At 61.3% G+C, this 19,241-nt stretch carries 20 protein-coding genes; 9 read left to right on the forward strand and 11 right to left on the reverse strand.

Annotated elements, in window-relative coordinates; genetic code table 11:
- Window positions 1-148: 148 nt before the first annotated feature.
- Window positions 149-586, forward strand: a complete 438-nt coding sequence (locus EEQ99_RS22740) for a metallopeptidase family protein (protein WP_028759144.1) — start codon at window positions 149-151, stop codon at window positions 584-586.
- 22 nt (window positions 587-608) lie between these two features.
- Here EEQ99_RS22740 and EEQ99_RS22745 read toward each other — a convergent pair whose 3' ends face one another.
- Window positions 609-815 (reverse strand): DUF1737 domain-containing protein, encoded by a 207-nt coding sequence (locus tag EEQ99_RS22745; protein WP_063473862.1) that lies wholly within the window; start codon window positions 813-815, stop codon window positions 609-611.
- Window positions 815-1,729: an HpcH/HpaI aldolase/citrate lyase family protein gene (locus EEQ99_RS22750; protein ID WP_127431137.1), complete on the reverse strand. Its 915-nt coding sequence runs from the start codon at window positions 1,727-1,729 to the stop codon at window positions 815-817. Before EEQ99_RS22750 ends, EEQ99_RS22745 begins: the two co-directional genes overlap by 1 nt.
- A 138-nt stretch (window positions 1,730-1,867) precedes the next feature.
- Here EEQ99_RS22750 and EEQ99_RS22755 point away from each other — a divergent pair, with 138 nt between their 5' ends.
- From EEQ99_RS22755 to leuD, 3 genes are all read left to right on the forward strand, one after another.
- Entirely contained in the window at window positions 1,868-2,101 is a 234-nt protein-coding gene (locus tag EEQ99_RS22755) for a hypothetical protein (protein ID WP_047615832.1), read from the forward strand.
- A 126-nt stretch (window positions 2,102-2,227) separates the two neighbouring features.
- Window positions 2,228-2,647, forward strand: a complete 420-nt coding sequence (locus EEQ99_RS22760; RefSeq protein ID WP_063473864.1) for a VOC family protein — start codon at window positions 2,228-2,230, stop codon at window positions 2,645-2,647.
- 134 nt (window positions 2,648-2,781) lie between these two features.
- Window positions 2,782-3,390 carry a 3-isopropylmalate dehydratase small subunit gene (gene leuD, locus EEQ99_RS22765; RefSeq protein WP_047615835.1) on the forward strand — a complete coding sequence of 203 codons (609 nt, stop codon included), beginning with the start codon at window positions 2,782-2,784 and terminating at the stop codon, window positions 3,388-3,390.
- 73 nt (window positions 3,391-3,463) lie between these two features.
- Here the strand turns inward: leuD and EEQ99_RS22770 are convergent, their stop codons facing one another.
- Window positions 3,464-4,396, reverse strand: a complete 933-nt coding sequence (locus EEQ99_RS22770; protein WP_127431138.1) for a pyridoxal-phosphate dependent enzyme — start codon at window positions 4,394-4,396, stop codon at window positions 3,464-3,466.
- A gap of 172 nt (window positions 4,397-4,568) precedes the next feature.
- On the opposite strand from EEQ99_RS22770, the gene leuB reads away from it, so the two are divergent.
- Window positions 4,569-5,681 (forward strand): 3-isopropylmalate dehydrogenase, encoded by a 1,113-nt coding sequence (leuB, locus tag EEQ99_RS22775; RefSeq protein WP_047615840.1) that lies wholly within the window; start codon window positions 4,569-4,571, stop codon window positions 5,679-5,681.
- A gap of 277 nt (window positions 5,682-5,958) precedes the next feature.
- A complete protein-coding gene (gene lpxE, locus EEQ99_RS22780; protein WP_174824487.1) occupies window positions 5,959-6,711 on the forward strand; it encodes a lipid A 1-phosphatase LpxE in 753 nt (250 codons plus the stop codon).
- 43 nt (window positions 6,712-6,754) lie between these two features.
- Here lpxE and EEQ99_RS22785 read toward each other — a convergent pair whose 3' ends face one another.
- The 5 genes from EEQ99_RS22785 to EEQ99_RS22805 form a co-directional block, all read right to left on the reverse strand.
- Window positions 6,755-8,641: an MFS transporter gene (locus tag EEQ99_RS22785; RefSeq protein WP_047615844.1), complete on the reverse strand. Its 1,887-nt coding sequence runs from the start codon at window positions 8,639-8,641 to the stop codon at window positions 6,755-6,757.
- A gap of 198 nt (window positions 8,642-8,839) precedes the next feature.
- Window positions 8,840-10,156 (reverse strand): ABC transporter permease, encoded by a 1,317-nt coding sequence (locus EEQ99_RS22790; protein ID WP_127431140.1) that lies wholly within the window; start codon window positions 10,154-10,156, stop codon window positions 8,840-8,842.
- Complete coding sequence (locus EEQ99_RS22795) at window positions 10,153-10,845, reverse strand: ABC transporter ATP-binding protein (RefSeq protein ID WP_127431141.1); 693 nt, start codon at window positions 10,843-10,845, stop codon at window positions 10,153-10,155. The genes EEQ99_RS22790 and EEQ99_RS22795 overlap by 4 nt, the downstream gene beginning before the upstream one ends.
- Before the next feature lie 6 nt (window positions 10,846-10,851).
- Entirely contained in the window at window positions 10,852-11,319 is a 468-nt protein-coding gene (locus EEQ99_RS22800) for a hypothetical protein (protein ID WP_127431142.1), read from the reverse strand.
- Window positions 11,320-11,517: 198 nt separating this feature from the next.
- Entirely contained in the window at window positions 11,518-13,272 is a 1,755-nt protein-coding gene (locus tag EEQ99_RS22805; RefSeq protein ID WP_127431143.1) for an alkaline phosphatase, read from the reverse strand.
- Between the two features lie 87 nt (window positions 13,273-13,359).
- Between EEQ99_RS22805 and EEQ99_RS35495 the strand changes: the two genes are divergently transcribed.
- From EEQ99_RS35495 to EEQ99_RS22820, 3 genes are all read left to right on the forward strand, one after another.
- On the forward strand, window positions 13,360-13,572 hold the full coding sequence (locus EEQ99_RS35495) for a hypothetical protein (protein ID WP_127431144.1): 213 nt from the start codon (window positions 13,360-13,362) through the stop codon (window positions 13,570-13,572).
- Between the two features lie 111 nt (window positions 13,573-13,683).
- Window positions 13,684-14,718 (forward strand): aspartate-semialdehyde dehydrogenase, encoded by a 1,035-nt coding sequence (locus EEQ99_RS22815; protein WP_047615853.1) that lies wholly within the window; start codon window positions 13,684-13,686, stop codon window positions 14,716-14,718.
- Between the two features lie 273 nt (window positions 14,719-14,991).
- Window positions 14,992-15,813 carry a lytic murein transglycosylase gene (locus EEQ99_RS22820; protein WP_047616076.1) on the forward strand — a complete coding sequence of 274 codons (822 nt, stop codon included), beginning with the start codon at window positions 14,992-14,994 and terminating at the stop codon, window positions 15,811-15,813.
- A gap of 117 nt (window positions 15,814-15,930) precedes the next feature.
- On the opposite strand, the gene EEQ99_RS22825 is transcribed toward EEQ99_RS22820, so the two are convergent.
- The 3 genes from EEQ99_RS22825 to pdxY all read right to left on the reverse strand — a co-directional run bounded on the left by EEQ99_RS22825 (window position 15,931) and on the right by pdxY (window position 19,235).
- Complete coding sequence (locus EEQ99_RS22825; RefSeq protein ID WP_127431145.1) at window positions 15,931-17,550, reverse strand: GGDEF domain-containing protein; 1,620 nt, start codon at window positions 17,548-17,550, stop codon at window positions 15,931-15,933.
- A gap of 96 nt (window positions 17,551-17,646) precedes the next feature.
- Window positions 17,647-18,288, reverse strand: coding sequence for a carbonic anhydrase (locus tag EEQ99_RS22830; protein WP_047615856.1), 642 nt, complete (start codon window positions 18,286-18,288; stop codon window positions 17,647-17,649).
- Between the two features lie 71 nt (window positions 18,289-18,359).
- Window positions 18,360-19,235: a pyridoxal kinase PdxY gene (gene pdxY, locus EEQ99_RS22835; RefSeq protein ID WP_127431146.1), complete on the reverse strand. Its 876-nt coding sequence runs from the start codon at window positions 19,233-19,235 to the stop codon at window positions 18,360-18,362.
- Window positions 19,236-19,241: the final 6 nt, after the last annotated feature.

The following is a 19,241-nucleotide window of genomic DNA, read 5'->3' on the forward strand; positions in this document are numbered from 1 at the left end:
CCGTCTTGTTCCTGTTATGTTCTTATAGATTCCAGAGAGCTAATGAAGAGTCAACGGCCATTCTCTATGAATTTATTCCTGCCTTTGATTCCGCACTCGAAAATCGGCGATAAAGGTTCTATATGGGCCCGCAAAGGAAGGAATATTCATGGCCCGCAGAGACCAGAGCGATGATTGGCGGGACCGCCATGCGCCGACGATCAGCACCTTCGAGTCGCTGGCAATGGAGGCCTACAGCCATCTGCCGGATGAATTCCGCCAGCTGACGACCAACCTCACGATCGAGATCGAGGATTTCCCCGATGACGACGTTTTCGAGGACATGGCGCTGGAAACCCCTTTCGACCTGCTCGGCCTTTTCGAGGGCAGGGGCATTTCCGAACGTTTCACGGTGGAAACCGGCGAGATGCCGAACCGCATCCGCCTCTACCGCCGCCCCATCCTCGATTACTGGGCTGAGAACGATGAGACGCTCGGCGATATCATCACCCATGTCCTGATCCACGAGATCGGCCATCATTTCGGGCTGAGCGACGATGACATGGAGCGGATCGAGGCCAGCGCCGAGGAAGCCGCCGAGCGCTAAACCGCGCGTTCGGCAGAACGCGCTACTGCTCGGAGAGCTTCATCTCAGGATCGTAATCCTTGCTTTCGACATGTTTGACGACGGCCTGGCCGCACTGCATCGCGCCGGTTGCGGCATTGAAGGCATAGGTCGGCGAGCCCTCCAGCGACCAGCCCTTGTTGAGGGCGGCGGTAACCTTGTGGCAGAAGGAAGCATCGTCGGGACCGGTCAGGAAGCGGTAGAGTTTCATCACATCGTCTTTCGTGCTGCAGCCTGGCGGGCTGCGATCAGGCGGGCTTTATGAACCAGACTTTCCGCCTGGACAAGATGCAGCCGCTCGATCATCCGACCGCCTGCATTGATGACGTTCAGCCCCTCGGAAGCGGGATCGGCAAAGGCTGATATGATCGCCTCCGCTTCCGCAATCGCGGCCGAATCCGGGCCGAAATGGCGATTGGCGGGCTCGATCTGCGCGGGATGGATCAGCATCTTGCCGGTAAAGCCCATGGCCCGGCCCTGCTGACATTCGGCATCGAAACCCTGCTCGTCCCTGAAATCGTTGAAGACGCTGTCGATCGCATCGAGCCCGTAGGCGCTGACCGCAAGGACGACCTGCATCAGCCACGGCACGAGATAGCTCCGTCCCGGCTGCGGCAGCACGTCGGTTTCCTTGCGCAGGTCGTTGAGCCCGACGACGAGACAATCGAGCCGCGAGCCCGGCGTGCGCCCGGCCTCGGCGATATCAGCCGCATTCAGGATGCCGCGCGGCGTCTCGATCATCGCCCAGATGCGCAGATCTTCGGGCGCATCCGCCTCGGAGAGAAGGTCGCTGATATCAGTGACATCCTGCGGCTCGTCGACCTTCGGCAGCAGAACGGCATCGGGACCAAGCGCCGTCACCAGCTTCAGATCGGCCAGGCCGAAATTGGACGACAGGCTGTTGATACGGATGATCCGCTCCTTGCCTTGGAGCGGCCGATCCGAAAAAAAGCGCCTCAGGTTTTCCCGCGCTTCCGCCTTCTTTTCCGGCGCCACCGAATCCTCGAGATCGAAGATCACTGCATCGCAATCGACCGCATGGGTCTTTTCGAGGGCGCGGGGGTTGATGGCAGGCACGCTCAGCACCGAACGGCGCAGGCGAGGGGTCACGGGGTTTCGGCTCATGGCGAATTAGTGCCAAGCTTTGACAGCCGAAGCAAGCAACCTGCCCCAGAACATCCAGCAGAACAACAAAAAGCCATGCTTGCCTTGCAGAGAGGAAAGAGAAGGACCACATTCCTTTCCGAAGAAAGGTCTCTAACCATGCAGAACATTCGCTCCATCTTCCTCATGCTTGCCGGCGCCACCGTTTTCGTGGCCATGCTGCTTCTCACCTTTTCGGTGACGCTTGCTGTCGGCGGCATCCTGACCGTACTCATGGTCGGGCGCGCGCTGTCGATGAAGATGAAGCCCGCTCCGATCCGTGCCAAGGCAAACAACGGTAAGCCGGAGATGCGGGTGTGGAACGACGGCCGCGGCACGATCATCGATCTCTGATCACCTTTTCACTGAAGATTTCGTTCGCTGAAAAATTTCGGCCGACACTGTCGGATCACGCTTCCATGCTGCGTCCTTGAAGCAGCCAGGCATTCAGCCGGCGCTAAAAACGAATGGAGGACAAGCATGGATGCGACAGAGAGCAACCCGACCAAGATGCCGCCGGTCAAGAATGGCCTGCTGCCCTATCTGACGGTCAATGGCGCGGTGAAAGCTGCGGAATTCTACACGAAGGCTTTCGGCGCCGAAGAGGCCTATCGCGTGCCGGTCGACGAAAACGGCAGAACGATGCATGTGCATCTCTACATCAACGGCAGCTCCCTCATGCTGTCGGATGCCTATCCCGAATACGGCCATCCCTTCAAAGGCCACGAAGGCTTCGCCATCCAGCTGGTTATCGACGATATCGATTTCTGGTGGGATCGCGCGGTTGCGGCCGGCGCCGAAGTCGTCATGCCGGTCGAACTGATGTTCTGGGGCGACCGCTACGGCCAGCTTCGTGATCCGTTCGGCGTCCTCTGGGGGTTGAACGCACCGTCCAAATAAGGGGACCGGCGCAATCGGCAGGCCGCGCGAAACGTCGCGTGGCCGCCATCTGTGAAAGATTCTCCTTCATTTCGACGAAAAACTGGACTAGATGCAAATTCAGAAAGTAGATTTGCTGAAATGGAGCATGGATCATGGATAAATTCGTGAAGCTCACGGGCGTTGCAGCGCCGCTGCCGGTCGTCAACATCGACACCGACATGATCATTCCGAAGGATTATCTGAAGACGATCAAGCGCACCGGCCTCGGCACCGGCCTCTTCGCCGAAGCCCGCTACAATGAGGACGGCTCGGAAAACCCGGATTTCGTGCTCAACAAGCCGGCCTATCGCGATGCCAAGATCCTCGTTGCCGGCGACAATTTCGGCTGCGGCTCCTCGCGCGAGCACGCGCCCTGGGCGCTTCTCGATTTCGGCATCCGCTGCGTGATCTCGACCAGCTTCGCCGACATTTTCTACAACAACTGCTTCAAGAACGGCATTCTGCCGATCAAGGTCAGCCAGGACGATCTCGACAAGCTGATGGACGACGCCTCGCGCGGCTCCAACGCCATCCTGACCGTCGACCTCGAGAGCCTCGAGATCACCGGCCCCGATGGCGGTTCGATCAAGTTCGATCTCGACGAGTTCAAGCGCCACTGCCTGCTGAACGGCCTCGACGATATCGGCCTGACGCTCGAAAAGGGCAAGGCGATCGACAGTTTCGAAAAGAAGAACGCCGCTTCGCACCCTTGGGCGGCCTGAGCACAATCCAATAATTGCCGATCAAGCCGGGCTTTCGCCCGGCTTTTTCTTTACAGTACCGAATTGCCGCAGATCAGAGAAACTTCTCTTTCCAAGCTCTGAGCTTTTCGAGCGATACGCCGATGCCGCCGCAGACTTCGATCAGCGGATTGTCGAAGCGCTGAAGCAGCCCGGCATGCACATCGGCAACGGCAAGGGCGGCACCGCAAGCCGGCTCGACCAGAATGCGCTGCGCATCGGCGAATTTCAGGCAGGCGGCAACGGCATCGGCGTCGCTGACGACGATACTTTCGATCGGATGCTGCTTCGGCAGGTCGAAGACATGCTGCGCCACCTGCCGCGCCCCGAGCGAAGTGGCAATCGAGGTAATGGCGGGAAGGATGATACGCTCATTCGCCTTGAGGCTGGCGTTCAGCGAGGCCGCCCCTTCCGTTTCGACGGCGATGACGGGCACATCGGATAGCCCGTTTCGCTGCAACCCCGCGACAATGCCGGCAAGCAGCCCGCCACCACCGACGCTGGTGACGACGCAATCGAATTTTGCACCCTTCGCCACCACTTCGTCGATCAGCGTGGCATGGCCATCCCACAGCAGCGGATGGTCGAAGGGGTGCACATAGGTCGCCTTGCGGCTCCGGGCGAGTTCGACGGCATGGGCATTGGCTTCGTCGAAGACCGAACCATGGACGAGGACATTGGCGCCCGTCGCGGTAATCGTCTGCCGCACATCGGCCGTCGTCGTCTCCGGCACGACGATCGTGACCGGTATGCCGAGCGCCCGGCCGGCATAAGCCGCGGCAATCCCGGCATTGCCGCCGGAAGCACAGAAGATCTCGCGCGCCCCATTTTCCACCTCGTGCTGGCAAAGCCTGCCGACGCCGCGCAGCTTGAAGCTGCCGGAAGGCTGCAGCGCATCAAGCTTCAGCCAGAGCCGTTTGCCGCTGGCGCTATAACCGGATGCTGTCTGAACCAAGGGCGTGTCGAGATGGAGAGGTGCGAAAGGCATGGGCAACATCCAGGGAAAGAAAAGGGTAGGCCCGCCGTTTCTAATCCGTTTGCAGGCACGGGAGCAACCATCGCGGCGAAGAGCGAAGCGTACCGATTCACCTCTTCTCTCGCTTGAAATGCCCATTTCCGGGGTCTAAGAAGCCGCAACTTGTTTTTCCCAGGAGGGTTTCATGACAGCGCGCAATCTTTTCCTGCTGCCGGGTGACGGCATCGGTCCCGAGGCCATGGGCGAGGTCCGCAAGATCATCGCCTATATGAACGAGGCGATGAACGCCGGTTTCGTCATCGACGAAGGCCTTGTCGGCGGCTCTGCCTATGATGCGCATGGCGCGGCGATCTCGGAAGCCGACATGCAGAAGGCACTTGCCGCCGATGCCGTTCTCTTCGGCGCCGTCGGTGGCCCGAAATGGGATAGCGTGCCTTACGAAGTGCGTCCGGAAGCCGGCCTGCTGCGCCTGCGCAAGGATCTGCAGCTCTTCGCAAACCTGCGTCCCGCCATCTGCTATCCGGCCCTCGCGTCAGCCTCGTCGCTGAAGCCGGAGCTGGTCGAAGGCCTTGATATTCTGATCATCCGCGAGCTGACGGGTGGCGTCTATTTCGGCGAGCCGAAGGAGATCATCGACCTCGGCAACGGTCAGAAGCGCGGCATCGACACACAGGTCTACGATACCTACGAGATCGAGCGCATCGCCGGCGTCGCCTTCGAAATGGCCCGCACCCGGCAAAACCGCGTCTGCTCCATGGAAAAGCGCAACGTCATGAAGTCGGGCGTGCTCTGGAACCAGGTGGTGACCGAGACGCACAAGGCGAAATATTCCGACGTTCAGCTCGAACACATGCTGGCCGATGCCGGCGGCATGCAGCTGGTGCGCCAGCCCAAACAGTTCGACGTCATTGTCACCGACAACCTCTTTGGCGACATGCTCTCCGACGTCGCTGCCATGCTGACCGGTTCGCTCGGCATGCTGCCGTCGGCCTCGCTCGGCGCGCCTGACGGCAAGACCGGCAAGCGCAAGGCGCTCTACGAGCCGGTGCACGGCTCGGCTCCCGACATCGCCGGCAAGGGCATCGCCAATCCGATCGCCATGATCGCCTCCTTCGCCATGTGCTTGCGTTACTCCTTCAACCTGGTGAAGGAAGCCGACGACCTGGAAAAGGCGATCGCCAACGTGCTCGACAAGGGCATCCGCACCGGTGACATCATGGCCGATGGCGCAAGGCAGGTCGGCACCGTCGAGATGGGCGATGCGATCCTGGCCGAGTTCAAGACGCTTTCCGCCTGATATTTCACGTGAAACAGTTCCGGCCCTTCGCATGATGCATGCGGAGGGCTTTTTCTCTCTGGAGCGCGAGCCGCATCGGCTTGGTCGAATTATCCCAACCGGACTATTCTCGGCCACAATCTCGTGTATTTTTGCGCCGGATTTTAACGAGCGCATGACCTCGAAATCGGAATCGATATTCGGAAAGCATTATGCGCCAATTCAAGTGATAAAGCGTCCTTAGCGCGTCCTGTAGGATATGGCGGCGCTCCAGGACAAAATTCGAATGGACGACGGCATGCGGGCATTTTGGGCTTCCCTGGACAGGCGCTGGCGCCGGAGCAGCGCCGGCATGCCGCCTTTGCGCTGGCAGGCATGCCTCTTCATCACGCTCAATGCCGTCATCCTCTCCATGCTGCTCTTCGATGCGCCGATCGGCGCCAGCGAAGTTCCTGCACCGGTGAAGCAGCTCGGCCAGATGCTGACCGGTTTCGGCGATTCCGCCTGGCTGATCTGCACCAGCATCCTGTTGTTCTTTCAGGGGCGGGCGGGTTACAAGCTTGTCAAGACGGCGCGCTCCAAGGCGCAGGCGCTCTATGTCAGCTGGATCGGCGCCTATCTGTTCATCACGGTCGTCTTCTCGGGGCTTCTCGCCAATCTGCTGAAACGCGCGATCGGCAGGGCACGTCCCGATCATTTCCACGATTACGGCATGTTTTCCTTCACGCCCTTTTCAGGCCATGCCGCTTTCGAAAGTTTTCCATCCGGCCATTCCACCACGGTCGGCGCTTTCTTCGCCGCATTCGCGCTGCTGTTTCCGCGCTACCGCGTCGCCTTTATCGCCTGCGCCATCTGGCTCGGCATGACGCGTGTCATGGTCGGCGCCCATTATCCGAGCGATGTCATCGCCGGCCTTGCCTTCGGCGCCTGGTTCTCGCTGCTGACGGCGATCGTCTTCGCCCGCTGTGGTCTGCTCTTCACACTGGCGCCGGATGGCTGGCCGATCGCCAAGTGCCTGTTCCCTGACACGAAAAAACCCGGCGCCTTGTGAGCGCCGGGCCTTTTCTCAAGCGGAACGCGGCTCAGCCAACCGCTCAATCCATTGCGTGGATATCCCTGTTCTTCGTTTCTGGCAGGAAGATCAGGCCGATCACCAGCGTGATCGTCGCAAAGACGATCGGGTACCAGAGACCGTAATAGATATCGCCTGCGGCAGCGCTCATCGCGAAGGCCGTCGCCGGCAGCAGGCCGCCGAACCAGCCGTTGCCGATGTGATAGGGCAGCGACATGCCGGTGTAGCGGATGCGGGTCGGGAAGAGCTCGACCAGAAGTGCGGCGATCGGCCCGTAGACCATCGTCACATAGAGGACGAGGATGAACAGGATGGCGATCGTGCCGATCCAGTTGACGCGGGCGGGATCGGCGGCCATGGCGAAAGTGCCGCCATTGGCGATGTTGTAGACCGCCATGTCGGTGACGCCATTGGCTTCATCCGCCGTCAGCAGCTTGGTCTCGACCAGCTTGGCGGCCGGCACGGTTTCCTTCGTACCGGCGCGCACGGCATCGGCATTGAGCGACAGTTCCGGATTGGCGGCGATGAAGGCATCGAGCTTGGCATCCGCCACCTTGGCGGCGCCGCGGTTCAGCGGATAGCCGGCATCGTGAAGCGCGATGTTGACGCCCTTTTCGAAGGCGGCGGTCATGCCCTTGGCCTTGTCGCCGGCAGCGACGACGTCAAAGCTCGGGATCGTCGCGTTGCCGACCTTCACCGTTGCCGGCTGTCCGGCTGGACCCGGCACGACATCATAAGGCACCGAATTTCTGGTCAGGAATGCCGTCGCCACGTCGCAGGAACTGGTGAACTTCGCCGTGCCGGTCGGGTTGAACTGGAACCGGCAATCCGCCGGATCAGCCGTGACCGTTGCCCGGATCGAAGCCTGCGCTTCGGCAAGCGCCGGATTGGCCGTCCAGGTCATCGCCTTGAACAGCGGATTATACGTCACCGCCGCGATGAGAAGGCCTGCCATGATGATCGGCTTGCGGCCGATCTTGTCGGAGAGGCCGCCGAAGATGACGAAGAACGGCGTGCCGAGGAGAAGTGCGATCGCGACCATGACATTGGCCGAGAACAGGTCCACCTTCAGCACGTTCTGCAGGAAGAACAGCGCATAGAATTGGCCGCCGTACCAGACGACCGCCTGGCCCATCGTGGCGCCGAGAAGCGCGATGATCGCGATCTTGGCATTTTTCCATGTCCCGAAGGCTTCGGTCAGCGGCGCCTTGGAGCCCTTGCCTTCCGCCTTCATGCGCTGGAACGCCGGCGATTCGTTCATCTTCAGGCGGATCCAGACGGAGATGCCGAGCAGGACGACCGACACCAGGAACGGAATGCGCCAGCCCCAGGCGGCGAACTCAGCCGCACCCATCAGATATTGAACCAGGACGATGACGATCAGCGACAGGAACAGGCCGAGCGTCGCCGTCGTCTGGATCCATGAGGTGAAATAGCCGCGGCGCCCGTTCGGCGCATGTTCGGCGACATAGGTTGCCGCACCGCCATATTCACCGCCGAGCGCCAAGCCCTGCAGCAGACGCAACGCGATCAGGATGATCGGGGCTGCGATGCCGATGGTGGCCGCACCCGGCAGGATGCCGACGAGGAAGGTTGACAGACCCATGATCATGATCGTCATCAGGAAGGTATACTTGCGGCCGACGAGATCGCCGAGACGGCCGAACACCAGCGCGCCGAAGGGGCGCACCAGGAAGCCGGCGGCAAAGGCGAGCAGCGTGAAGATGTTGCGCGTGGCCTCGGGATACTGGGTGAAATAGGTCGCGCCGATATAGGTGGCGAGCGAACCGTAGAGATAGAAATCATACCATTCGAAAACGGTGCCGAGCGAAGAGGCGAAGATGACCTTCTTCTCCTCGCCGGTCATCGGACCGGCCTTCGCGCCGTCGATGCTTGCGACATTTGCCATTGTCTGTCCTCCACAGAGTGATGAGCAACGCGCGCGACCTACTCTCCTCAAAGCAGACCCCTGGCCGCGACACGCCTGACGGGAGTGTGCCAGAAACGGCAGATCAAAAAGAGAGATGCTTTGGGATTATGACTTTAGTCTAACGATGCCGGGCAGTGTCATGCAGATCCAGCCCTCCGCCGCCGGAGGTTGGATCCGTTACGCTCTCAGCGCCTGCGCCGGCGATAGGCGATAGGCAAGCACTGCCGGCAAAGCGGCGAGGACTGTGGCAAAGGCAAGCAGAACCGCCGCAAGCCCGGCATCTTCACGGGCGAAGACGACCGGCATGGTGATCCCGCTCGTCTCGGAGAACATGCCGGACAAGAGGAGGGCCGCAGCATAACCGAGGGCGAATCCGAGCCCGATGCCGACTGCCACCAGGAAGAAGAATTCCAGCCAGACAATGCCGAAAATCGCCCCTCGCGGCGCGCCGAAGGCCCTCAGCGCGCCGATCTGGCGGCGGCGCTGGCCGATATGGATGACAGTGACCAGCACCAGCGAGGCCGCGACGAGAGCTTGCGCTCCGGAGGCGACCGCGACGAGGATCTGCTTGGCGTCGCCGAGCGTGGCGTAGAGATTGGTCAACACCTCGCCGGGAAAAACGGCGACGGTATTGCCGCTGCGATATTCCTGCCGCAGCTTGTAGGCATCGGCGATCGTCTTCGGCTTGACGAGAATGGCGGGAAGGCCGGGAGCGTCGGCAGTCCAGCTCTCGTCGAGTGCGGCATCCGGGTCAAGCTTGCCGTGATGCTCATGTCCATCGTGATGCTCGCCGGCTTCCTCATGCTCATGGCCATGTTCGGCCATCCCCGTGCCGGACGCCGCTTCATGCTCGTGCTCGCTCTCGGCCCCTTCCTCCGCATGTTCCTCCGCCTCCAGGCCATGGATATGCCAGACGGCCTGGATCGGAACGAGAATAGCCCGGTCCCAGGCGGTACCGGTCGGCCGCAGGCGGCCGGCGATATGATAGACGAGTTCGGTGTGGGTCTCGCCGCCCTCTTCCGGCAAACCGTGCATCGGCTTGATCTCGCCGCCGAGCGACAGTCTGACGGCGGAGCCGATCAGCGCCTCGCCCTCGCGCGCAAAAATCTTGCCCTCGATGAAGCCGCCGGACAGGTTTTGCGCCAGCATGGTCGTCGTGCCGACGATCGGATAGCCGGAGAAGGAATCCCCGAAGCCGATCGGAGCGGCCCAGTCGACACGCCGATCCGCGGCAAGCTTGCCCAGCATCTCGCCCGGCATGAGCGGCAAAGGCGAGGCCTGCAGGAAGACGGAAGACAGCACCAGCTGCGTCTCGCTGCCACCTGCGCCGATGACGAGATCGAACTTGTCGGCGGCGCGCGCGCTGCCGAGGCGAAGCGCCCGTTCCTGCAGCACGACGGAAACGCCAAGCGCGGTCGCAAGCGCCACCAAAAACACCACCACCAGCGACCCCGCCCAGAGGCGACGAAGATCGGAAAGAATGAAGCGGATCATGCAGCCTCTCCCGCCGTTGCCGTGGAATCTTCGCTGATCCGGCCGGAGCCGAAGGTGATGCAACGGTCGAGGCGGCTGGCCAGGCGCTGATCGTGTGAAACGACGATCAGCGTACTGCCTTCGGCAATCGCAAGATCGAGAATGAGATCGCCGACAGCCTCGCCGCTTTCGGCATCGAGGCTTGCGGTCGGTTCGTCGGCGATGATGACGCCGGGCTTGCGCAGCAGCGCCCGGCCGATCGCCACCCGCTGCATCTCGCCGCGCGACATGGTTTCGATCTTCTGGCCGGGGCGTGAAAGACCAACCGTGGCCAAAAGCGCATGCGCCCGCTCGATGACATCAGCTGTGGCGGCGCCGGCAAGCCGCGCCGGCAGAAGCACGTTTTCCAGCGCCGACAGGCCGGGAAAGAGATGAAACTCCTGCATCACCAGGCCGATATTGGCGGCACGGAACCGGTCGCGCCGGCTTTCTGAAAAACCCGCGATATCCTCGCCGTTCCAGCGGATGCGGCCTTGCCGTGTCCGCTCCAGCCCGGCAACGATATTGACGAAGGTGCTCTTGCCGGAGCCGGACGCCCCTGTAATGGCGACCCTGCTGCCGGCAGCGATCGACAGGTCGCCGATCGCCAGCGCCGGCGAGGACAGGCCAGGGAAGACAACGGAAAGGTTTTCGATATTGAGAGCGAGCATATCGGTTCAGACGGCGGAATATTCCGCCTGGCGGATACGCAGCAGGCTGACGAAGCCGGTGTCCGGATCCGTCCACGAACCATATTCCAGCATGCCGCGCACTTCGATCGTCTGGCGGGGCTGCACGAAGGTTTGTTTCTCCAAGAGATAGACGACGACGATATTGTCCGGCCAGTCCGTATCCGAGGAGCAGAAGGGGCAGAGCGACATCGGCACTTCGGTGAGCACGAAGAACTGGGCTTCGGCTTTCAAGGGCGGCGCCATGAAACCTTTCATGCTGACATCTTTGCCGGCAAGGCGCTTCACCTTGTCGGAGAATTCGAGGCCGAGCACGCCGAACTTGCCGTAGAGCTCAGCGAAGCTGATCGAGGAATCCGCAGCAAAACCCGGGCGAACCACAGCCGCGAAAGCCAGCGTACCGATGGCCCCGATCAGGCCGCGGCGGCTGAGATGCCGCGAACGGAGTTTCTCCATGGCGATCTCCAAGAATGAAGTCCCGGCCGTTAGCATCGGCCCGAAAATCGGAACGATTTTCGGAAAGCACGATGCTAGCTTCAAAGTGTTACAGCGTCCTTTTGCGCGTCTGAAAGACGCGCGGCGCTGCAATCGGCCGGGACCATGATCGATGAAAGAGGCAAGGCCGGCAAGCGACCTTGCTGAACGGGCTTCAGATCAATTCGTCTGCTTGGCGCCGAGCGCGAAGGTGTCGGCGAGCACGCGATAGACGTCGCTCTGTTCCATGTAGCCATGGAAACCTTCAGCGCCCGGACCGGCCGACTGCAAGACGACGTCGTCAGCGGCGTGCACGCCGGAGTCGCCGCTCTTCGGAATATTGCCCTGGACGAAGACGGCGCCCGGAACATCCTTATACTGCTCGTTGGCGACATATTCCTTCTTTTCGTTCTGGACAGCCGGAACGAACGGACCGTCGAGCTTCGGACGGAAGGTCTCGTAGTGATCGGGGCCGTTATTGGCACTCAGGAACAGCCGGCGGCTGACGTCGATCCTGTCGGGATAGCCGTCGCCGTTTTCATCCTTGTAGTTCGGGAAGCCGGCCTCGGCATAGATCCCGACCTTTTCGCGCATTTCCGTGCCGGGCTTGTCATCATCGACGGTGCCGATGATCGATACACCATGCGTATGGTCGCCGGTGACGACGATCAGAGTGTCCGGATGGGCCTTCTGGAATTCGCGGGCAACGCCGATGGCCTGGTCGAATTCGATGGTTTCCACGACGGCGCGGTCCCAATCGAGCGGATGGGACATCTTGTCGATCGAGGAACCTTCGACCATCAGGAAGAAACCATCAGGATTCTTGGAGAGGCGGTCGAGCGCAACCTTGGTCATGGCGACGAGACCCGGCTGGTTCGGGAACTTGTCGACGGTGCCCTTCTTCAGGAACTCGCGATCGAGCGTCACGTCCATATTGCCGGTGTGGAAGAGACCGAGCAGATTGCCTTCCGCCGATGCATTGGCTGCGAGCTCGTTCTTGTCGGTCGCAAGCTTGTAGCCGGCATCCTGAAACAGCTTGATGTAGTCCTGGTTGTCCTTCCGCTTGGAACCGGCGACCTCCTTGCCGAGGAAATAGGCCGAGCCGCCACCAAGCAGGATTTCGGGCTTGACGTCGAGCAGCATGCCGACCACATCGGCCTTGTCGTTGCGGTTGCGGGTATGGGCAACGACCGCAGCCGGCGTAGCGTCCTCGACCTCGGCCGTTGCAACGATGCCGATCGACTTCTTGGTCAGGCGGCGGACGGCTTCTGCGAAGGTTTCGACACGCGGGTCATCGAGTGAGGCCGGCGTACGGTCCGCGTAGACGCCGATCGCGTTGACGGCCGTCTTGTGGCCCGTCATGTAGGCCGACATTGTATTGGCCGAGTCCGTATCGACGGCGTTGGTCGCCGACGTGCCGATGAAGGCCATGCGCTCGAGATCGTCCATGTTCAAGCGGCCATTCGCCTTCCCTTCAGTCATGCCCTTGGACATGATGCGGGCAGCGGTGCGATGCGCAACGGAAAGCCCGTCGCCCAGCAGGAAGATGATGTTCTTGGCCTTCGGCTGGGCTACGGTTTCGTAAACGTTCCAGGTGACGGACTTCGTCTCGTCTCCGGCAGCAACTTCGACCTTGTAGTCGCCCGGCGCGGAAATCTTCAGGCCGCGCAGCAGGAGAGCGGAGCCGAGAGCCTTGTCATCCTTGCCTTCTTCCAACTCGACGAACTGCGCTTCGCCCCCGAGCACCGTCTTGTAATCCTGGCCGTTGACGGTGATCTTCACGTCTTCGGGCTTGACCTGCTTGTTGAGCTCGACCTTGAAATCGAATGGCGAACCGACGAGGATCGTCGCGCGATCGAGCGGATAGACCGTTGTCGCCTGAGCGGCGCCCGCAAGGATGGTGGTGGCCGCAAAGGCGGCAAGAAGCGTACGCATGGAAAACCCCCGTTTTCGTTGCAGACATTGATGACCGGGCCGGGATACCTCCCAAGGATGACAGCGGCATGACAAAACGTCGCAGCGCTGCGGCCGCCGCTTTTGCCTGCCGGCTCTGAGTGCAAAAACCTTGACTCCTGTGGAAAACCTTCTAAGAGCAACAGCGGAAAAGGAATCTCCATGGTTCGCGACGAACACGCCATTGCCGAATGCAATGACCGGGCACGAGTTGCCGGGGTGGACATTGCCGTTCCGGTTTCCGCCAAAACCAAGGCCAAAACGACGACGAAAACCGTCTGACGTCTCTGGCCTGCCGCTCTCTCCCCGGCTCGGCTGGGGACAGGAAGACGCGATCCGTCGCGCCTTTCCCCTCACCGAACAAGAGGAGAGAAGAGAAAGAGAGCTTGAGAAATGGGTTTCAAAGTAGCAGTTGCGGGAGCGACCGGAAATGTCGGCCGGGAGATGCTCAACATCCTCTCCGAGCGCGGCTTCCCCGCCGATGAGGTTGTGGCACTCGCCTCCTCGCGTTCGCAGGGCACCGAGGTTTCCTACGGTGACCGGACGCTGAAGGTCTCCAATCTGGAGAATTACGATTTCTCCGATACCGACATCTGCCTGATGTCGGCCGGCGGCGAGGTCTCCAAGAAGTTCTCGCCGAAGATCGGCCAGCAGGGCTGCATCGTCATCGACAATTCGTCGGCTTGGCGTTACGACGCCGACGTGCCGCTGATCGTGCCGGAAGTGAACCCGGATGCCATCAGCCAGTTCACCAAGCGCAACATCATCGCCAATCCGAATTGCTCGACCGCCCAGCTGGTGGTGGCGCTGAAGCCGCTGCATGACTTCGCCAAGATCAAGCGCGTCGTCATCTCGACCTATCAGTCGGTCTCCGGCGCCGGCAAGGACGGCATGGACGAACTCTTCAACCAGACGCGCGCCGTCTTCGTCGCCGATCCGATCGAGAACAAGAAGTTCACCAAGCGCATCGCCTTCAACGTCATTCCGCACATCGACGTCTTCATGGAGGACGGCTATACCAAGGAAGAGTGGAAGGTGCTGGCCGAGACGAAGAAGATGCTCGATCCGAAGATCAAGGTGACCTGCACGGCAGTGCGCGTGCCGGTTTTCATCGGCCATTCGGAATCGGTCAATATCGAATTCGAAAACGAGATCACGGCCGACCAGGCTCGCGACATCCTGCGCGATGCACCGGGCTGCCTCGTTATCGACAAGCGCGAGAACGGCGGCTACATCACGCCATATGAATCCGCCGGCGAAGATGCGACCTACATCTCACGCATCCGTGAGGATGCGACGGTCGAAAATGGCCTCAACATCTGGGTGGTCTCCGACAATCTGCGCAAGGGCGCGGCGTTGAACGCCATCCAGATCGCCGAGCTGCTCGTCAATCGCGGTCTTGTCAAGCCGCGCAAGCAGGCCGCCTGATACCATTTGTAAACCATAATAGGTTAAAGCCCTGCCGATGAAGGCGGGGCTTTTTGCCGGGCCGTAAGCGCCTCTATTCATAAGCGCTTACTAAAAGGTGATCGTGACAAGATCGCTTTCGGCTGGCATTCTTCCCGGCGTCAAGCCAAGGCGTGCCGCCCGAAACCGTTGAGTGGTTTTGGGAAAACGGCATGCACAGACCGAAGATTTAGGGCGCGTCGCATGGTTCCGATCGGCCGCGGCGCGCTTCAGCAGACTGGAGCGGGGTTTCTCATGCGCATGACAACATTCCTTCTGGCAGCGTTTACGGCAGCCGGCGTTCTTCACGCGCTGCCGGCAGCGGCCCAGGGCGCCCAATGTGGCAACAATAGCAGCGGTTTCAATGCATGGGTCGCCGACTTCAAGCAGGAAGCAGCGGCAAACGGCGTCAACCGCTCGGTCCTCGACCGCGCCTTCGCCAACGTCAATTACAACAAACCGACGATTGCCGCCGACCGTGGCCAGAAGAGCTTCAAACTGTCCTTTGACGCTTTCATGCAGAAGCGCGGCGGTGCCGCCATCATCTCCCGCGGCCGCAGCATGAAGACTGCCAACCAGGCGCTTTTTGCTTCGATCGAGCGCCGTTTCGGCGTTCCGGCTGGCCCACTGATCGCAATCTGGGGCATGGAAACCGGTTTTGGCAGCTATATGGGCAACCAGCATACGCTGTCGGCTGTTTCGACCCTTGCCTATGACTGCCGCCGTTCGGAATATTTCACTGACCAGCTCTATGCCGCGCTCCAGCTCGTTTCCGAAGGTTATCTGAGCCCGCAGGCCAAGGGTGCTGCCCATGGTGAAATCGGCCAGACGCAGTTCCTGCCGCGCAATGTCGTGCGCTTCGGTGCCGATGGCGACGGCGACGGCCGCGTCGACATGGTCGGTTCCCGCGCCGATGCGCTGGCCTCGACGGCGAATTTCCTCAAGGGTCACGGTTGGCGCCCCGGCGCCGGCTATCAGCCCGGAGAGCCGAATTTCGTTGCCATCCAGGGTTGGAACGCCGCCACCGTCTACCAGCAGGCGATCGCCTATATCGGCCAGCAGATCGACGGCAGATAATGCATGTCGCCCGGAAGCGTGCAGCGGTTCCGGGACAACGACATGCATAAAACAAAAGGACTTTAAGTCTTTATCGACACCGATAGCCGGAAACGCCGCTGCGATATGCGGCGTTTTTCATTTGCGGGAATCAAAACCGCCGCCGGACGCCGTCTTGCGTCGCTCCTCCGGGGCCGAAGCCTGCACGATCGGTCCCGAAACCACGCAGTTGCGGCCGGAGGCCTTGGCGGCGTAGAGCGCCAGGTCGGCGCGTTTGACCAGATCCTCGAAGTTCCTGTTGGAGACTTCATTTGCCCGGCCGGCGCATCCGAAACTCGCCGTTACCTTGAGAATTTCGCCGCTCGGCAAGGGGATTTCTGCCGCCTCGATCGCCAGCCGCACACGCTCGGCAACGATTACGGCATCGTCGGGCGTCGAATCCGGCAGAAGCGCCAGGAACTCCTCGCCGCCATGGCGCACCAGCAGATCGAAGGAACGGAAATTCTCGCGCGCAACGCCCGCGACCTGCCGGAGCACGGCATCGCCGGCGTCATGGCCGTGAACATCGTTGGTCCTCTTGAAATGATCGAGGTCGAAGAGCACGACGGAGATCCAGCGCGACCCGTGCTCGGCTTGTGTGAGAAGCGCCGATGCGGCGACCTCGAAGCCGCGCCTGTTGTACAGGCCGGTCAGAAGGTCTGTCTGGGCGGCATTGCGCAACTCGCCCACCAGCGTCTCGCGATCCCGCGTCAGCCGGTCGATCAGGCGCAGGCCCCTTGCCGCCAGCACCATCACCAACGTGGCGAGAATGAGCAGACCGGCACACAGCGCCAGGATCCGCGTCAGATGTATGTGCGCGCGTCTCGAAAGGCTTTCGCCGGTCTCGTGAATATCTTTTGCGGCCTCGACCATCTTCTGCTGCAGAAAGGTCATGCGTTCGCTCTGCGCGGCGGCCCAGACATCGCGCACGGCCCGCGTCGGCCGCGATCCGGCAAGGATGGCGTCGGTGATCGCATTCGCCTTCACCTGACTGCTGCGGGCGAGATACGCGACGATCTCGCGCACGATCGGTGCCGCGGAATGAAAGACCATGTGGTCCATGCCCTCACCGAGCATGGTCTTGCCCTGTACGAACTGCTCCACCGGAAATCTGGCGGAAACGCCGCGATCGAGATAGCGGGTGCTGACGCCGGTAATCAGCCTTTCGCCGTAATACGTCAGCAGGATGCCCATCAGCTGGTTGGATTTCTCAAGCAGCATCGGATCGCTGATCAGTGGTGAAAGCGCATCGACGACGGCAAGCTGCTTGAGAGCCGCATACCAGTAGATGGAACCGGGATCGCTGCCGGCATAACGGCCCTGGTCGACGGCGCTGCGCGCGGCAATGATGCGGCTGTATGCAAGGCTGAGAACCGACAATTCGCCGACGAGGCCGTCGTCGAGCGTATCGCGGGAGGGCAGGCTGGCATAGAAAGCGCGGCGCTCGCGATCGAGCGTCACCCGGCTTCGTTGCATTTCGGCGGCAGTCGTGCTGCCGGGGTATGCGAGGTAGAGGCGGGTGGCGGCAATTTCACTCAGGATCTCCGTGGCGGCGATGGATCCGCCGCGGGCAAGCACATCGGCGAACTGCCGGTCCTTTTCGAGATCCCTGTATTGTTTGATTGAAGAGCGTATGACGACGACGCCTTCAATCAGCATGAAGACGAAGGGCAGCAGAATGGCGGCCAGGATAACCCGTTTGATGGTTTCGAACTTCATCGCCAATCGCCACGGTGATCAAAACGTCGGTCGTGAGCGACCAATTGACGGTGAGCTTAACAACAATCCTTAAAAAACTGATAAACCGGCGCGTCCTTAGATTTCGGGACGAATGAAGTCGCGTGTCTCGGCGTCCATGACCCAGAGTTCACCGGTCGAAATGTCGAACCAGGCGCCGTGGAGATGAAGTTTCCCAGCTTCCTCGAGCGCCTTGATGTCGGGAAAGCTTCTGAGATTGCTGATCGAATTGCGAATGGAGACGCGCTCCAGCGCCGTCTGCCGTTCGGCGGCCGTCATCACGTCGTTGCTCTGGATCTGCTCGGCGGCGGGTTTGACCAGCGACATCCAGCGACCGATGAAGTCACCCGGCGACAATGGCTCGGCGTTCGGATCGAGCGCAGCCCGGATGCCGCCGCAACGGCCATGGCCCATGACGACGATATCCGTGACCTTCAGCACCTGCACGGCAAATTCGAGAGCGGCCGACGTCGAATGGAAATGGCCATCCGGCTCGTAGGGCGGCACCATGTTGGCGACGTTGCGGATGACGAAGAGCTCGCCCGGGCCGGCATCGAAGATCAGTTCCGGCGCCGCCCGCGAATCCGAACAGGCAACGACCAGCGTATGCGGACTCTGGCCATTTTCGGCCAGCTGCCGATACCTGTCGCGGGCGTCGGCATAACGCCCGTTCATAAAGTTGCGATAGCCGTCCAGAAGAGGTGTTGGAAAACGCTGCATGCTTCTGGATTAGCGCGCGCGGAAGACAAGATCAACTGCTGCACCGCAAAATGAGCGCATTGGCCGATGCGTCATTTTTTCCGCCGCTGCACCGGGTGCACGAGTCGGCGCATCTGCACCATGGCCATCGGCGTCGAAAGACTGGACGCATCGCTCGCCAGCATCAGTTCGTTGCTGCCGCGCTTGACGGCACGCGCGAGGACCTCGAAGACGCTGGCGGTGGCAAGCTGCAGCGCCTTCTCGTCCTCGAGCCCGGAAAGCAGGCGCGACAGGAAGACGGCGGCAAGCAGGTCGCCCAGACCATTCGGCGGATTGTCGACGACGCGGTGCTCGGCAAGAAGCGCGTGACGGCCGGAAAGATAGAGATTGCCGGTGCCGCCCGCCATCATCGGCACGGCCGAAGTGACAAGCATGCGCGATGGTCCGAGCGCGAGCGCCGCCTCCATGATCGCGCCATTGTCTTCGAGCGCTGCCCCTGAAAGCCATGCGAGCTCATAGCGGTTCGGCGTCGCCAGCGAGGCGAGCGGAATAAGGTGGTCGCGAATGGCCTCCGCGGTTGCTTCCGGCACATAAAGGCCGCCGAGATCGCCCATGACGGGATCGCAGACATAGATGAGCTCGGGATTGTTTTGCCGGAGCGCATCGACCAGCCGGGCGACGGAGCGGACCTGAGCGGCGTTGCCGAAATAGCCGGAAAGCACCGCCTTGACTTCGCCGATCCAGGGCGCGCGGATGAGATCGTCGATCGCCGCGTCGAAATCCGTTTCCGCAAAAGTCAGCCTCGTCGAGCGGCCATGGCCGGGATGCCAGGGCAGCACGACGGTCGGCAGGGCCCAGACCGGGTGGCCAAGCGTCTCCAGCGCAAAGACGGCTGCCCGGTTTCCGACCGAGCCACGCACCACATGGCTGGAGATGACGATGACTGCACCCGCTGCATTTTCCGACATGATATC

Source organism: Rhizobium anhuiense, assembly GCF_003985145.1.
Taxonomy (GTDB): domain Bacteria; phylum Pseudomonadota; class Alphaproteobacteria; order Rhizobiales; family Rhizobiaceae; genus Rhizobium; species Rhizobium anhuiense.